The following is a 15866-nucleotide window of genomic DNA, read 5'->3' as shown; positions in this document are numbered from 1 at the left end:
TGAAGTTTTTTGAATAAAAGAACATTTGTCATGAAACCGCTACATAAGTTGAATTTTTCAACAGGTAAAGTATGCTAAAATAGGTAGAATTATTTAGGGAGGATTTAAGATGGCTGATTTATTTGAAGGCTTAAAACAAAAATTATCAGGACGTGATATGAGAATCGTTTTTCCTGAAGGCTTGGACGAGCGCATTGTTAGGGCAGCAAGCAGGCTTGCAGAGGAAAAGCGATTAACCCCTATTTTAATAGGAAATATCGAACAAGTTCAGGCTAAGGCACAGGAACTGGGCGTTTCCTTAGAGGCGGCAGAAATTTACGATCCGGCAAGCTATGCCGCGATGGACGAGCTAGTGGCAGCGTTTGTTGAACGTCGTAAAGGAAAAGCAACCGAAGAAAATGCACGCAAAATTTTATTAGATGAAAATTATTTTGGGACGATGCTTGTATATTTGAATAAAGCCGACGGTCTAGTGAGCGGAGCAGCACATTCTACAGCTGATACGGTTCGCCCTGCACTGCAAATTATTAAAACAAAAGCAGGCGTGAAGAAAACATCTGGCGTTTTCATCATGGTTCGTGAAGATGAAAAATATGTATTTGCTGATTGCGCTATTAATATTGCTCCAGACAGCAATGATTTAGCAGAAATCGCTATTGAAAGTGCCAAGACAGCGGACATGTTTGGAATGGAGCCGCGGATTGCTATGCTTAGCTTTTCAACAAAAGGATCTGCGAAGTCTCCAGAAACCGAAAGAGTCTCAGGTGCTGTTGAAGAAGCAAAGCGCCGTGACCCTTCTTTAGTCATCGACGGGGAATTCCAGTTTGACGCAGCCTTTGTTCCATCTGTGGCGAAAAAGAAGGCACCAGATTCACCGCTTCAAGGGGACGCGAACGTGTTTATCTTCCCAAGTCTGGAAGCAGGAAACATCGGCTATAAAATTGCCCAGCGTTTAGGCGGGTTCGAAGCAGTTGGACCGATTCTTCAAGGATTAAATAAGCCTGTGAATGACCTATCACGCGGCTGTAATGAAGAAGATGTCTATAAGCTGGCATTAATTACGGCAACGCAAGGAATACAATAGTTTTTTAATGCCAGTCCTGGGTTTGGGGCTGGCTTTTTAAATCGGTATTTTAGGTTTTGGACATTTTTTGGCTTGTTTTGTACACTTTTGGGTGGCTTTTGTACATTTTTCCGGAGGTTTTGTACACTTTATAAAGTGTTTTGTACATTTAGACATTATTTGGAAAAAATATAGCTGTTTTAAAAGGATTCTTTTTGCTAAAATAGGCTTATTATTTATTTTGAGGAGAAACCAATATGGAAGGTTTATTGCATCAGCCAGAATGGAGGATTATCGATCAGTCAACCGCTGGCAGGCATTTTCAAGCATTACAGTCATTCGGCATAGACGATACGCTTTGTGCCTCAGTCGGTTCAGGACAGGCCCCAGCAACGGCTAGAACCTGGGTCCATCACAATACCATCGTTCTCGGGATACAAGATACCAAACTGCCATTCTTAAAAGAAGGAAGGCAATTTCTCGAAGCACAGGGCTATCAGTCTATTGTCCGGAATTCTGGCGGGTTAGCGGTCGTTCTTGACGAAGGGGTTTTAAATATCTCATTGATTTTACCTGAAAAGGAAAAAGGGATCGACATTAACCGCGGGTATGATACGATGTGGCAGCTCGTTCAAAACATGTTTGCCGATTACAGAAGCACAATTGAAGCAAGAGAAATCGTCGGCTCCTATTGCCCAGGAAGCTATGACCTTAGTATTGGCGGCAGAAAATTTGCCGGTATTTCGCAGCGGCGTCTCAAAAAAGGGGTAGCTGTTCAAATCTACTTATGTGTCAATGGCAGCGGCAGTGAGCGTGCCCAGGTAATTCAGCAATTTTATGAGATTGCCAAAAACGAGCAGCACACAAAATTCACCTATCCGGAGATTGTTCCAGAAGTGATGGCTTCTCTTTCTGAGCTGTTGGAAACGCCGTTTACCATTTCGGATGTGATGCTGCGTCTACTAAACCAATTAAAAAATAACAGCGGCCGTCTATATGCTGGTCAATTGAATGAGTTTGAGTTAGAGGTTCTCCCTAGTTATTACCAAAGGATTGTGGAGAGGAATGAAAAACTGAATGAAATGTAAAAAGCCGTAAATCTAAATTGGATTTACGGCTTCTTTTAAGAGGATATTGTTCTTCTCCCAAAATTTGTTGTCTAGCGCAAGCAGCTAAAGGCATAGCGCTTACTTTTTGACTTATTCTGCTACTTTTTCAAGGTTCCCGTTACGGTCCATTTTGAATTTTGTCGCAGGTCTTTCTTCTTCTTCAAATAATACAAGCTTACGAGCGCGGTTCATAATTTTCATGAGTGTCTCGTAATCCTCCTGGATGGTTTCCGTATTTTGCTCGAGACCTTCAATTTTGGCAGCCATTTCTTCATTTTGCTTGCGCAGCTCTGCAATTTCGCGCTTCAATCTTTCATTCTCACTTTTTAATGCTTCATTTTGCAGATTCGCATGATTAAAGTTTTGTAAGTAATCAATCACGCTATCAAGCGATAAACCTGCTGCTGGTGCCGATGGTCTGTAAGTTTGAATGGGCTGCTTAACATAGACTTCAGGCTTTACATACGTTTCAGCCGCAGTTTCGGCAGTTAAATCTGGCATTTCATAGGAAGCTTCCATTGGCACTTCCACCGGTGCTGATAGTGTTTCAAAGTCATCAGCAGCTGGTACTGGAGGATTGTAGAGTAACTTTTTCTTACCTCCTTGGTCTTTCCCTAACACTCGTTGTCTTTGTTTACGCTGTTTTTTTGCTAATTGCAATGCTTTTTCATAGCGGTGGCGCACAACCGCATTCCATCTGAATCCACAGGCTGCAGAAGTCCGGTTTAGCTTGTCGCCTACCTCTTCAAAAGCGTTCAGCTGGGTACTGCCTTCACGTACATGGCGAAGGACGGTTTCAGCTAACAAAAGATCATTTTCATCAGTCCATGCATCTTGCCGTACTTTCATATCTTTTCAACTCCCTAAATTATAATTGCGATTAACTCAAGATGAGTTTTTAAAAGTTCTAGTCTTATCTTGGACAAATTTTTCAAGCTTTATACCAAAATGTCTGCAAGGATAATAGTTTTTTTAACTGAAAGAGTTAGAAGGATTGCTAAAGATTGCAACTTGCAATGGATTGAAAGAAATTGTAATATATCTAAGGAGTTAAACGGTAATTAAATTGGCTAAAATAGTAGTGATAGATAAGAAAGGGTGGAAGTAATGTCAAATGAATTCCGCGTTTGTGATGATTGTCAGGCCGTGAATCTAAAGACATTAATCCCTCGTTTGAAAGAATTGGATCCTGAAGCTGAAATTAAAATTGGCTGCCAATCTTATTGTGGACCTGGCCGGAAAAAAACATTTGCCTTCGTCAATAACCGCCCGGTTGCTGCCCTAACGGAAGAGGAATTAATGGAAAAGGTTAATAAAAAGCTAAAATAATCACCTAGATCTTTGCGAGCTTAGGTGATTTTTCTTTTCATGCCTTTGTCGAAAAATCCTGCGGAAAATTGCTGAAAATTGGGATATAATAGAAGAAAGTTTAGAGGAAGAGGGAAAGCAATGGTATATTCGGCGGAAAAACTGAGTGAAGAAAAAGTGTTTAAAGATCCTGTTCACCGCTACGTTCATGTACGTGACCGTGTCATCTGGGATCTAGTCGGAACAAAAGAGTTTCAGCGTTTACGCCGTATCAAACAGCTCGGAACCACCTTTTTAACGTTTCATGGTGCTGAGCACAGCCGCTTTAACCATTCTCTCGGAGTATATGAAATTGTCCGCCGCATCATCGATGATGTGTTTGCAGGCCGACCCGAATGGAATGACGAGGATCGCCTCCTAACCCTATGTGCTGCACTTCTCCACGATTTGGGGCATGGCCCATTTTCCCACTCGTTTGAAAAAGTGTTTGACTTCGACCATGAAGATTTTACCCAGAACATCGTATTAGGAAATACAGAGGTTAACGCCGTTTTAAAAAAGGTTAGTCCTGATTTTCCCCAGCAAGTCGCTGAAGTGATTGCCAAAACATCTGCTAAAAAACTAGTGGTCAGCTTGATTTCCAGCCAAATTGATGCTGATCGGATGGATTATTTGCAGCGGGATGCTTATTTTACCGGAGTAAGCTATGGTCAATTTGATATGGAGCGAATTCTTCGTGTCATGAGACCGAAGGAAGACCAAGTGGTGATCAAGAAGAGCGGTATGCATGCGGTTGAAGATTATATTATGAGCCGTTATCAAATGTATTGGCAGGTCTATTTCCACCCTGTGTCCCGCAGTGCCGAGGTCATTTTGACTAAAATCCTTCACCGTGCCAAGCAGCTGTATGAAAACAACTATTCTTTTAAAAATGAACCGATTCACTTTTATTCTTTCTTTACCGATCAAGTCACGCTAGAAGACTATCTAAAGTTAGATGAATCGATTATTATGTATTATTTCCAAATTTGGCAGGAAGACGACGACGCGATCTTAAGCGATCTTTGCCGGCGGTTTGTGAACCGTAATCTCTTTAAATATGCCGAGTTTGATCCAGCCAAGGAATATAAGAAGCTCGCTGAACTGACTCGTCTTTTTGAAAAAGCAGGAATTGACCCGGAATATTATTTGATTGTCGATTCTTCATCCGACCTGCCTTACGATTTTTATCGTCCTGGTGAAGAAGAGGAACGTTTACCGATTCATTTATTAATGAAAAATGGGGAATTAAAGGAACTTTCCCGGGAGTCCGAGATTGTGGACGCCATCTCTGGTAAAAGGAGAACCGACCATAAATTATATTACCCCGGTGATTTCTTAGAGGACGAATCCTCGGAAACAGAAATAAAAAAACAAATACGTACCCTATTAGAGATATAACCCTGGAGTAGGAGCTGACGAGAGTTGTTAAAAGATCATGCTAAGCTGATGCAGGCTGTTTTAGTATCCGGAGAGATCATTGGGAGAAAAAAGCTGCAGAAGATGATATATATTGCAAAAAAGGTGTCCTTTCCGTTCCATGAACGGTTTCAGTTTCATTTTTACGGTCCATATTCTGAGGAGCTGACACTGCGAGTCGAAGAGCTTTGCAATATGGGATTTCTCAATGAAATCAAAGAGAAAAAAGGCGGTTATTTTCAATATCGCTATACCCTGACTGACACAGGGAAAGAGTTTTTGAGCTTAAATGAAGTCGATATGCCATTTTTACAAGACTGCCTTGAAGACATGAACGAACAGAATGCTAGATTCCTCGAACTCGTTTCGACGGTTTTATATTTTGATAATCTTTCGAAAGAAGAAGTAACGGATAAAGTATTTACTTTAAAAAGCAGCCAGCGCTATACAGAGGAAGAAATTGACCAAGCCTATGCCTATATTGAGGCATTAAAAGAAAAAGCTGAGCTCCAATAGAAAAAGCGTCCCTGTTTTTGAAGTTTCCTTCAAAGCCAGGGACGCTTTTTGATTATTTGTCGCTGGCTCTAACGCCGGCAACACCGTAATGTTCTTTCTGCATTTCTTCAATAAACACAACAACGGCTTCTTTTGGAGCTCCAGTCGTTTCACTGACAGCGTCAGTCACTTTTTCAACAAGCGCTCTTTTTTGATCATCAGTACGTCCTGGAAGCATTTTTACAGTAACATATGGCATGATTTATTCCTCCTTTATGGCTGTGTAAGGGAAACTGTTGAATTTGAAACCTGTTGATTTGTGCGGAAGGCGAAGCGCCTGGAGCACAAATCAACAGGCAAGTTTACACAGCCTAATATTACAACAAGGATAGTTTAGCAAACATTTTCATTTTATATCCAGTTTAAGGTATACTTATAGGAAAAAAGAGGAGAAATGGGGAAACTAATGTGGAAGGATTGGAAGGATTTCTTGCATATTCATTAAGGGAAATTCCCTATGTCGCGATTACGTTAATGATTGCGTTTACGTTTCATGAATTTGCACATGCCTATGTGGCCTATAAGTTCGGAGATCATACAGCACAAAAGCAGGGACGTTTGACGTTGAATCCGCTGAAGCACCTCGATCCATTTGGAACGATCTTAATTTTTATTGCCGGATTCGGCTGGGCTCGTCCAGTGCCGGTTAATCGTTTTTTCTTTAAAAAGCCGCGCCTGGCAGGTATATTAGTTTCTGTAGCAGGACCTCTTAGTAATCTTATTCTGGCAGCACTTGGTTTTTTTATTGCATTCGGATTGGCCCGGACACAATTAGCCGTAAACCTTCCAGGTATTTTTGAATTTTTTGAGATCTTTAATTGGCTTAATCTGGTGCTGTTTGTATTTAACTTATTACCGTTTCCGCCATTGGATGGCTATCGAATCGTGGAGGATTTAGCTCCAAACCATATTCGGGCAAAAATGACTCAATTTGAACAGTACGGCGTATTAATCTTTCTGATTTTGGTGATTACTCCCCTTGATCGCTACACCATTCAGCCAATTTTTCAATTTATTATCCCTGGACTCTGGCAGGGATTAAATAATTTCTTTTATAATTTGTTCTTTTAAATAGGAGGTTTTGAGTTTTAATGGAAGAGAATAAGAAAAAGCTTGGCTTTAATATTATAAAACCTGATCCGACAGATGGACATAAGGGCTTCGGCAAGGGAGCGTTAAGCCTTGATAATGTTTCTCCGGTCATTATTGATGTCGACGCCGGTGATGCGGTCATTGATGTTGGAGCGATGCATGCGCGCAGCGTGGTTGAGAAGGGAATTAAATTCCTTAAGACCAAAGAAGAGGTTCCCAACGCGAAACCGTACTGGCTTGTATGGGTGACAGTAGATAGAAAGCAAGAAGGTCCTTATTATGCTGGAGTTACGGCCTGTGAAATGACGGTAGACCGTGAAATCCGCCGCGGTTACAAATCACTTCCTGAGCATGTTAACCGGATGGATAAGTCATTGAAACGTCATATCATTGTCGACCATATGGACGATAAATCGAAAAAAATCTTAGCCGATTTTCTGCAAAATCACAATCAGGACATGTGGAACAATTCAGCGGAAGAGCTGAAAACTGGTTTAGCTGTCGAATAATAATTTTTTACAATAGCAATTTTTGCCGAAAAGTTGTAAAATATATGCAGTGTGTAAACACTGTAAGACTAGGACAGGAAAAGCTCCGGAGACCATTCTCCGGAGCTTTCCATTTATCTAGCTATATCATCTAGGAAAAAACGAACTGCATTTTTCCATGGACAAGGCGCTTCCGCTTTTTAGTTACCCCAATTAAAAATCCTCTTATACCATGGGTCCTTTGTTTCCTGTTTCTTTTCTTTTGGTTTATCTTCTTTATGATCTAAGTGATCGGTACAGTATTCTGTCGGCTCGGTTCCGGCAACAAAGTATGTAAACCGGCGGACCGGGCAATCCTTTGAAGCAAGCTTGCCATTTTCAGGATTAACGTAAACTCCTGCGACTCCCTCTTTCGGAGGTGTAAATGCCTTGACTGGCTTGCCTTTTAACGCCTCCTCCATATACTTTACCCAAATCTTTTTGGCATAGCTTTTTTCAGCGGTAAGGGTAATTGGCTTCCCAACGTCATGACCAGCCCAAACTGCCGTTACCAGCTGTGGTGTAAAACCAATCATCCAGCTGTCTGTTTCGGTAGAGCCGGATTTACCGGCATATGGCCGTGTAATTTCATCGATTAGGGAGTTACCTGTTACTTTCGCATACCCGTTCAGCTTTTTATCGAACATCCCTGTCATCATGTGCGTCATAACAAAGGCTTTAGCAGGATCGAGTACCTTTTCAGCTTCATGGTTACGTTCATAAATAACATCCCCATTATAAGCTTCTACTCTTGTAATCAGTGTAGGGGTTACTTTTTTTCCGCCATTGGCAAATTGACTGTAGGCATTTGCCATGTCGATGACCCGAACGCCTGAGGTACCTAGGGCAAGTGATGGAACTTTATCCATTTTTGTTGAGATACCAAACTTTTTAACATTATTAATCAGCGTTTCAACGCCCATAAATAAGTGTGTTTTGACAGCATAAATGTTATCAGACACGGCAAGGGCTTGAGCAAGTGTAATTTCTCCATCAGCATACTTGTTATTAAAGTTATGCGGCGAGTATTCTGTTTGGCCATCATCCAATTTAAAGGTGGTTAGTTCGCTCCTCATTGTAGAGGATGGCGTAAAGCCTTGACTAAGCGCCGCATAATACAAGATTGGCTTTATCGTTGAGCCTGGTTGTCTAACCGCTTGAACGGCTCGATTAAACGGGCTTTGTTCATAATTCCGGCCGCCGACCATCGCTTTTACATACCCGTTTTTCGGGTCCATGGCGATGAGACCAACTTGAATTTCAGATTCACTTGCAATGGTATCTTGAATTTGTTTTTCAGCCTCTTGCTGCTGTTTTAGGTCGAGTGTTGTATATACCTTTAACCCGCCAAGAGTGATGGTCCGGTCATCTAGCTTGAGTTGATTTTTTAAGGCATTTTTAACTGCATCTTGAAAATAAGGTGCTGCCTCCACCCGCTTATGAGGATGTTCGCCCACAAATGTAAGGGGAGTTTCCTTTGCCTTTAGGGCAGTTTCTTTTTTAATATAGCCGTTTTCTGCCATTGCATTTAAAATAATTCCTTGGCGCTTTACAGCATTATCTAATGACTCCAACGGCGAATAGTAACTAGGACCTTTTGGAACACCTGCTAACATCGAGCTTTCGGCCAGGGATAACTCAGAAGCATTTTTTCCATAATAAAATTGGCTGGCCGCCTGAACACCATAGGCACCGTTACCATAATAAATGGTGTTTAAATAGCCTTCTAGGATTTCTTCCTTCGAATAGTTCATTTCGATCCGGATGGCATAAAAGGCTTCATGCAATTTCCGTGACCATGTTTTGTCGTGCTCAAGGAAGAGATTTCGAGCGTATTGCTGGGTAATGGTGCTGGCGCCTTGAACCTTTGCGCCTGCTTTTATATCGGCAAGGATGGCACCCGCGATTCGTTTATAGTCAAAGCCATTATGTTCATAAAAGTTTTTATCTTCAATGGAAATGGTCGCATTGATTAAATCTGGTGAGATTTCCTCAAGGGGAACCCAGTATCGCTTTTGACCGCTGTTGCTCTCACCGATCAATGTCCCATCATTGGCAAAGAATAAAGTGGATTGTGGGACAGCTAGCGGCGGTGCGCCAAGAATTTTGGCATAACCAAGAATCCCTAGAAAAACAATCATCATGCAGCCAAAGCCTATCAAACTAATGATAATAAACGCACGCAAGTATTTTATTGTTTTTCGAAACCCATGATTCGTCATTACTTCCACAGCAATACCCTCCTTCGCCAATTTGTAAAAACACCCATAGTTACAGTATTGAAAGAATAGAGTGTTTTTAAACTAGCAAAAAGAAAATATTTCTAAAAAATTGATAGATTATGCTAGACTTTTCTTTATGTTTGTAATTCAATAGTTTGGGTACTATAAAAATGGAATGAATTCATGGTAATAAAGGTTTTATTAAAAAGGCTGTGTTAAAGGATACTGTTGATATTAGAACCTGTTGATTGGAGCGAAAGGCGCTCGACTCCTGCGGGATGAACGAGCTGAGTGAGACCCCGCAGGTGGAAGCTGTAAGGAGGCTCACGGGCGAGCCCGCGGAAAGCGCAGCGCCTCGGGACAGGCAAAGACCCGCCTGTCCCTGCGGTGATTATTCCAAGAAGCATTCTTTAGTGGAGCGCAAATCAACAGACAAGTTTAACACAGCCATAAAAAAAGATACGGAAGGATGTTGAACATGGCAATTTGGTTTACAGAAAAGCAAACTGAAAACTTTGGTATCACCATGAAAATCAATAAAACTTTACATACCGAACAAACAGAATTTCAAAAGCTTGATATGGTGGAAACAGAAGAATGGGGCAATATGCTGCTATTAGATGACATGGTTATGACTTCTGTAAAAGATGAGTTCGTTTATCACGAAATGGTGGCACATGTTCCTTTGTTCACACATCCTAATCCAGAGAACGTTTTAGTTGTCGGCGGCGGCGATGGCGGCGTTATTCGTGAAGTTTTAAAGCACCCAAGTGTGAAAAAAGCAACGCTTGTTGATATCGATGGAAAGGTAATCGAGTATTCTAAAAAGTTTTTGCCTGAAATCGCAGGAAAGCTTGATGACCCTCGTGTCGATGTACGCGTCGATGACGGCTTCATGCATATTGCAAAAAGTGAAAACGAGTATGACGTGATTATGGTTGACTCGACGGAGCCAGTAGGTCCAGCTGTTAACTTATTTACAAAAGGATTCTACGCTGGGATTTCGAAGGCATTAAAAGAAGATGGTATCTTTGTTGCACAGTCCGATAACCCTTGGTTTAAAGCGGATTTAATCCGTCACGTACAGCGTGACGTTCGTGAAATCTTCCCCATTACCCGTTTATATGTAGCCAACATCCCTACATACCCAAGCGGACTCTGGGCATTCACCATTGGATCCAAAAAATACGACCCACTCGAAGTAAGCGATGACCGCTTCCACGAAATCGAAACCAAATACTATACAAAAGAACTGCACAAAGCAGCATTCGTATTACCTAAGTTTGTTGGGGATTTATTGAAGTAATTTTCGGTGCCTGTCACCGCTCGTGGACACTTTCCACCTGAGGCGGACAGTTAGTGACCAAAGAGAGGTTGAAATTCAGATTACGGTCGTTATAACCCGTTTATAGTGACCGTAATGGAAATGAAAGAGTGTTTATGGTAACTATAGAGGGCTTATAGTGACCGTAATGGAAATGAAAGAGAGTTTACGGTAACTATAGAAGACTTATAGTTACCGAATAGTGAATGAAAGAGTGTTTATGGTCTATAGGGCCCCTTGAGTGACCGAAATCGATTTTAAAAAGGATTCTTGGTCACTCAGAAGGTCTTAAGAGTGATTCAAGAATCTAATCGAATCAAATCTAGATTGGTTAATACATAGAAGTGAGGGAAGTAACATGCGTTTTGATGAGGCTTATTCTGGTAATGTGTTTATAAAGAGTCATCCGAGTTTTGAAGAGAGTGAGGTTGTACTTTACGGGATGCCGATGGACTGGACGGTCAGCTATCGTCCGGGCTCACGCTTTGGCCCGGCTCGTATTCGTGAGGTTTCAATCGGTCTGGAAGAGTACAGCGCCTACCTAGACCGTGAATTGGAAGACGTGAAGTATTTTGACGCCGGCGATATTCCGCTTCCTTTTGGAAATGCGCAAAAGAGCTTGGATTTGATTGAAGAGTTCGTTGACCAAGTTCTAGCAGCTGGAAAGTTTCCATTTGGTATGGGCGGAGAGCACTTAGTGTCTTGGCCTGTCATGAAGGCTGTTTATAAGAAATACCCTGATTTAGCGATCATTCATATGGACGCCCATACAGACCTTAGGGAAAACTATGAAGGCGAACCATTATCCCACTCCACACCGATCCGCAAAATTGCGGAACATATCGGACCGAAAAACGTCTATTCTTTTGGGATCCGTTCCGGGATGCGGGAAGAATTCCAATGGGCGAAAGAAAACGGCATGCATATATCAAAATTTGAAGTGCACCAGCCGTTGAAAGAGATACTTCCTGAGCTTGCCGGACGTCCAGTTTATGTAACGATTGATATCGATGTTTTGGACCCTGCACATGCACCGGGTACTGGCACGGTTGATGCCGGAGGGATTACATCAAAAGAGCTGCTTGCATCTATTCATGAAATTGCCCGCTCTGGTGTGAACGTAGTCGGCTGTGACCTTGTTGAAGTCGCTCCTATTTACGATCCATCTGAGCAAACAGCCAACACCGCCAGCAAATTGATTCGTGAAATGCTTCTTGGCTGGGTTAAATAAAATGATAGTAGTGCCTGTCCCTTTTTGGGGCAGGCATCTTTTGAATTGTGTACATACTATAGGTATAATAGAAAAGGTTGTTAACTAGAAATTTCTAAGGACCTGTATAAGGTTCATTTTTAAAAAGGGTGTGCGTTTCATTGTCAATCCCTGAGGTACCTGTAAAAATTAACGTGAAAACCACAATTGATCACGATGAGACTTTTGAATTGATGGTATTTGGTACATACTTTGAAAAAGGAAATGCTGCTTATCTTCGTTATGAGGAAGCGGTGGAAGAGGGAAGTGTCCGGACGATTGTGAAGATGGCGCATAATGACGCCTTGATTTTACGCGGCGGTGCGATTAAAATGCGTCTGCCGTTTGAATTGAATCGTAAGTTAAATGGCAGTTATGAAATGCCGTTTGGCCAATTTGCGACCGTGACAAAAGCAAAAAGAATAGATTATTCCTATGAAAATGGTAAGGGTCACTTCGATGTACTCTATGATTTTTCAATGGAAGGTGCTCCAACAAGTACATATCAGTTAGAAATAGCGTTTCAGGAGGAGAAGAAATGAACATAGTTGAACAGGTTCAAAGTCGTTTAAAAGAGGAAATTCGGGCAGCGGTTGTGAAGGCGAATCTTGCTACAGAAGAACAGATTCCAGATGTCATTCTCGAGGTCCCAAAGGAGAAGGCACATGGCGATTATTCAACCAACATGGCGATGCAGCTTGCGCGTGTTGCGAAGAAAGCGCCGAGGATGATTGCGGAAGCACTCATTGAAAATTTCGACCGCTCAAAAGCTTCCATCGAAAAAATTGAATTAGCAGGCCCAGGGTTCATCAATTTTTATATGAATAATGCGTACTTAACTGATTTAATTCCGACGGTTCTAGAAGCTGGGGAAAAGTATGGAGAGACTGCGGTTGGCGGGAATCAGAAGGTTCAAGTCGAGTTTGTTTCAGCGAACCCAACAGGAGACCTGCACCTTGGCCATGCACGTGGTGCTGCAGTCGGAGACTCGCTTTGCAATATTTTAGCAAAAGCAGGCTATGATGTTTCCCGTGAGTACTATATTAATGACGCCGGTAATCAAATTAATAATCTGGCATTGTCTGTGGAGGCGCGTTATTTCCAAGCGCTCGGTCAGGACAAGCCAATGCCGGAGGATGGCTACCATGGTGCTGACATCATTGGGATTGGAAAGTCGCTGGCTGAGGAGTTTGGCGATAAGTATGTAAATGTGGATGAGCAGGAGCGTTTTGAATTTTTCCGTGAGTACGGTTTGAAATACGAAATGGCCAAATTGCAAAAGGACCTTGAGGATTTCCGCGTTAAGTTCGATGTATGGTATTCTGAAACGTCCCTTTATAAAAATGGAAAAATTGATGAGGCATTAAAAGTGCTTCGTGAGCGAGGATATATTTATGAAGAAGAGGGCGCGACATGGCTGCGTTCAACAGACTTCGGTGACGATAAGGACCGCGTGCTTATTAAGCAGGATGGTTCATATACGTATTTGACACCAGACATCGCTTATCATAAGGACAAGCTTGATCGCGGCTTTGAGAAGCTGATCAATATTTGGGGTGCAGACCACCACGGCTATATTCCGCGCATGAAGGCTGCGATTCAGTCACTTGGCTATGCGGCGGACGCCCTCGAGGTCGAAATCATTCAGCTTGTTCATCTTTATAAAAATGGTGAGAAGATGAAGATGAGTAAGCGTACAGGTAAAGCTGTGACTATGCGTGATTTGGTCGATGAGGTCGGCCTCGACGCCACTCGTTACTTCTTTGCCATGAGAAGTTCGGATACTCATATGGACTTTGATTTGGATTTAGCTGTTTCAGAATCAAATGAAAATCCAGTGTATTATGCTCAATATGCGCACGCAAGAATTTGCAGCATCCTCCGCTCAGGTGAAGAGCAGGGCATTAAAGTTGATAAGAATGCAGATTTCTCACTAATTGGTGCAGAAAAAGAAATCGAGTTATTGAAAAAGCTTGGCGAGTTCCCGCAGGCTGTAGGTGAAGCGGCATTGAAGCGTGTACCTCACCGTGTCACGAACTATATCATGGAACTGGCTTCAACCTTCCATAGCTTCTACAATGCAGAAAAAGTGCTCGACAGCGAGCAGCCAGAGCGCACTAAGGCGCGCCTCGCGTTAATCAAAACCGTTCAAATCACACTGCGCAATGCCCTTGCATTGATCGGTGTATCAGCACCAGAAAAAATGTAACGTTGGTTTGGCTCCCTTTTCGGGGGCCCTTTTTGTGTTTCGAGTGTCCGCCTGAGGTGGACAGTGTCCACGAGCGGTGACAGGCACCGAAAGGGCACCAATTTTTACTATTATTAAGAATAATAACCTCATTTTGGTAAATATTATTAAGGTACTTTTTAGATGAGGAGTGGCCCTGATGAATGTGGGAAGAGCGAAGGAAATTGCTGAGTCGATGGATATGATTAATGTTACGTATGAGGGAACGCCTGTGATTATTCAGCATGTGGATGACAACACGAAGATGGCGCGGGTTTACACGAAGTCTGACCCGGAGAATGAAATAGAAGTACCAGTCTTGAATCTAATTGAAGAGTAAGAAAAGCGGAAGTGCCTCGATCTTTCCCGACAAGCGCTGGAGGGCCTGTGGGTGAAGTCGCGCTATTCGAACTTCATCTACAGGACCGAAGCGACCTTGAGCTGTAACAATCATCGCTTTAACAAGCCATGATTGTTACAAGATACTCGCAGGAGCAAATCAGGAAGAAAACTGGCTAGGCACTGGAGCTAGACAAAAAAGAGTCTCCTTCGAAAGGAGACTCTTTCTTTTTAGACACCTTGTGAGTGCTTATGGTTTGGTAATTTGCTTTCTGGGTCGTTGTTGCCATGCTTTTGATTTTTCTTCTGCTTCTTTTCATTTTCTGCTAATTTTTGAACGAATTGGCTGGTGCTTTCCATCGACAATCCCTCCTTGTGTGAATCTGTTGTTACTTTAACCATTCCCCATTGAAAAAATGCTGGGAGTTATTTCACCTCAATGGTGGCCCCGCTGATTCGTTTAAAGCCGCGAACCTTACTAATATCCTCGACTAATTTCAATGTAGCCTGGTCCTTCGCTTTCGCCTCAATCATGAAGTCTACATCTTGTCCAATCTCCTTCAGCATTTTTAGAAACGGCATAATAAAATCGAGGTCAACAAAATCTGCATGTGACCTGAATTCTTTTTCACCCTTGGGCGAGGAAATATGGATTTTTGGTAAAAGGTCAACATGACTCCATGTTTTAAAAATCCGCGGCAGAAGCTCCTCTAGCGGCGGCTCGCAAAGGTTTGCCATGTGATGATGATAGTCAAACACAAAGGGGATGGTCTCTTTTTCACAGGCAATCAGGGTCTCCTCTGTATTGTAGGTTTTATCATCATTCTCCAAGGTCATAGCCCGCTTAACATGCGCCGGAAGCTTTTTAAGATTCTCATGAAAACGGACAATCGTTTCTACCTTATCACCATAGGCTCCGCCGATATGAATATTCATCATGCCTCTATCCTCTACCCCCATGGCTTCAAACATTCGATAATGATATTCCATATCGATCACAGCATTGTCGGTTATTTTTGGCTGCGGAGAGGTAAATAACGTGTATTGATTAGGATGAAAGCTGACTCGCAAATTATTCTTTTTGATTAGCTGACCGATTTCCTTCCACTGCTTCTTAAAGGGTGTAACAAAATCCCATAACACGTCTGGATGGGTAGCTAACGGTACAATCGAACTCGAAAGCCGGTACAATTCAATTTCATGGGCGAGATTGAAATAGAACATTCGGAGCGTGTGGGCTAAATTGAGCCTTGTAAGCTCAAGTAACTTATTTTTACGCTCTTTTTCAGATAACTGCTGGTAGCGAGTAAACGTAAGTGTCTTCGATGGAGAAGCATCCCACAGAGTAATAGCTGTTGAAACATAGCCGAAACGAATCTTTATCGCAATCACT

17 protein-coding genes are annotated in these 15866 nt (G+C 42.3%); 12 read left to right on the top strand and 5 right to left on the bottom strand.

What is annotated here, in order from left to right; all coding sequences use genetic code 11:
* The first annotated feature begins 109 nt into the window (after positions 1-109).
* Together pta and lipL are read left to right on the top strand one after the other, a co-directional pair.
* Complete coding sequence (gene pta, locus ACIQAA_RS10035) at positions 110-1084, top strand: phosphate acetyltransferase (RefSeq protein ID WP_402618387.1); 975 nt, start codon at positions 110-112, stop codon at positions 1082-1084.
* A 236-nt stretch (positions 1085-1320) separates the two neighbouring features.
* The gene (lipL, locus tag ACIQAA_RS10030; RefSeq protein ID WP_402618385.1) at positions 1321-2151 is read left to right on the top strand and encodes an octanoyl-[GcvH]:protein N-octanoyltransferase; all 831 of its coding nucleotides are present in this window, start codon (positions 1321-1323) and stop codon (positions 2149-2151) included.
* A gap of 111 nt (positions 2152-2262) precedes the next feature.
* On the opposite strand, the gene ACIQAA_RS10025 is transcribed toward lipL, so the two are convergent.
* Positions 2263-3021 (bottom strand): RsfA family transcriptional regulator, encoded by a 759-nt coding sequence (locus tag ACIQAA_RS10025; RefSeq protein WP_402618382.1) that lies wholly within the window; start codon positions 3019-3021, stop codon positions 2263-2265.
* Positions 3022-3279: 258 nt separating this feature from the next.
* Here ACIQAA_RS10025 and ACIQAA_RS10020 point away from each other — a divergent pair, with 258 nt between their 5' ends.
* From ACIQAA_RS10020 to ACIQAA_RS10010, 3 genes are all read left to right on the top strand, one after another.
* A complete protein-coding gene (locus ACIQAA_RS10020; protein ID WP_179598768.1) occupies positions 3280-3501 on the top strand; it encodes a YuzB family protein in 222 nt (73 codons plus the stop codon).
* A gap of 120 nt (positions 3502-3621) precedes the next feature.
* Entirely contained in the window at positions 3622-4920 is a 1299-nt protein-coding gene (locus ACIQAA_RS10015; RefSeq protein ID WP_402618379.1) for an HD domain-containing protein, read from the top strand.
* A gap of 24 nt (positions 4921-4944) precedes the next feature.
* Complete coding sequence (locus tag ACIQAA_RS10010) at positions 4945-5454, top strand: YwgA family protein (protein WP_402618376.1); 510 nt, start codon at positions 4945-4947, stop codon at positions 5452-5454.
* A gap of 52 nt (positions 5455-5506) precedes the next feature.
* On the opposite strand, the gene ACIQAA_RS10005 is transcribed toward ACIQAA_RS10010, so the two are convergent.
* Complete coding sequence (locus tag ACIQAA_RS10005; RefSeq protein ID WP_045515968.1) at positions 5507-5692, bottom strand: 2-hydroxymuconate tautomerase; 186 nt, start codon at positions 5690-5692, stop codon at positions 5507-5509.
* A 218-nt stretch (positions 5693-5910) separates the two neighbouring features.
* Here ACIQAA_RS10005 and ACIQAA_RS10000 point away from each other — a divergent pair, with 218 nt between their 5' ends.
* Both ACIQAA_RS10000 and ACIQAA_RS09995 read left to right on the top strand, forming a co-directional pair.
* Entirely contained in the window at positions 5911-6564 is a 654-nt protein-coding gene (locus ACIQAA_RS10000) for a site-2 protease family protein (protein WP_402618723.1), read from the top strand.
* Between the two features lie 20 nt (positions 6565-6584).
* Entirely contained in the window at positions 6585-7094 is a 510-nt protein-coding gene (locus ACIQAA_RS09995; protein ID WP_402618373.1) for a YwhD family protein, read from the top strand.
* 179 nt (positions 7095-7273) lie between these two features.
* On the opposite strand, the gene ACIQAA_RS09990 is transcribed toward ACIQAA_RS09995, so the two are convergent.
* A complete protein-coding gene (locus ACIQAA_RS09990; protein ID WP_402618370.1) occupies positions 7274-9343 on the bottom strand; it encodes a transglycosylase domain-containing protein in 2070 nt (689 codons plus the stop codon).
* A gap of 469 nt (positions 9344-9812) precedes the next feature.
* Between ACIQAA_RS09990 and speE the strand changes: the two genes are divergently transcribed.
* The 5 genes from speE to ACIQAA_RS09965 all read left to right on the top strand — a co-directional run bounded on the left by speE (position 9813) and on the right by ACIQAA_RS09965 (position 14474).
* Complete coding sequence (gene speE / locus ACIQAA_RS09985) at positions 9813-10640, top strand: spermidine synthase (protein ID WP_402618368.1); 828 nt, start codon at positions 9813-9815, stop codon at positions 10638-10640.
* Positions 10641-11016: 376 nt separating this feature from the next.
* The gene (gene speB / locus ACIQAA_RS09980) at positions 11017-11889 is read left to right on the top strand and encodes an agmatinase (protein ID WP_402618365.1); all 873 of its coding nucleotides are present in this window, start codon (positions 11017-11019) and stop codon (positions 11887-11889) included.
* 140 nt (positions 11890-12029) lie between these two features.
* The gene (locus ACIQAA_RS09975; protein WP_402618363.1) at positions 12030-12449 is read left to right on the top strand and encodes a YwiB family protein; all 420 of its coding nucleotides are present in this window, start codon (positions 12030-12032) and stop codon (positions 12447-12449) included.
* Positions 12446-14116 (top strand): arginine--tRNA ligase, encoded by a 1671-nt coding sequence (gene argS / locus ACIQAA_RS09970; protein WP_402618360.1) that lies wholly within the window; start codon positions 12446-12448, stop codon positions 14114-14116. Before ACIQAA_RS09975 ends, argS begins: the two co-directional genes overlap by 4 nt.
* Before the next feature lie 178 nt (positions 14117-14294).
* Entirely contained in the window at positions 14295-14474 is a 180-nt protein-coding gene (locus ACIQAA_RS09965; RefSeq protein WP_283862786.1) for an H-type small acid-soluble spore protein, read from the top strand.
* A gap of 230 nt (positions 14475-14704) precedes the next feature.
* Here ACIQAA_RS09965 and ACIQAA_RS09960 read toward each other — a convergent pair whose 3' ends face one another.
* On the bottom strand, positions 14705-14833 hold the full coding sequence (locus ACIQAA_RS09960; protein ID WP_082799618.1) for a DUF4023 family protein: 129 nt from the start codon (positions 14831-14833) through the stop codon (positions 14705-14707).
* A 66-nt stretch (positions 14834-14899) separates the two neighbouring features.
* Positions 14900-15856, bottom strand: a complete 957-nt coding sequence (uvsE, locus tag ACIQAA_RS09955) for a UV DNA damage repair endonuclease UvsE (RefSeq protein ID WP_402618720.1) — start codon at positions 15854-15856, stop codon at positions 14900-14902.
* Positions 15857-15866 lie beyond the last annotated feature (10 nt).

It is taken from the genome of Neobacillus sp. NPDC093182 (genome assembly GCF_044754045.1).
This window is presented reverse-complemented; position numbering and strand designations above follow the sequence as displayed.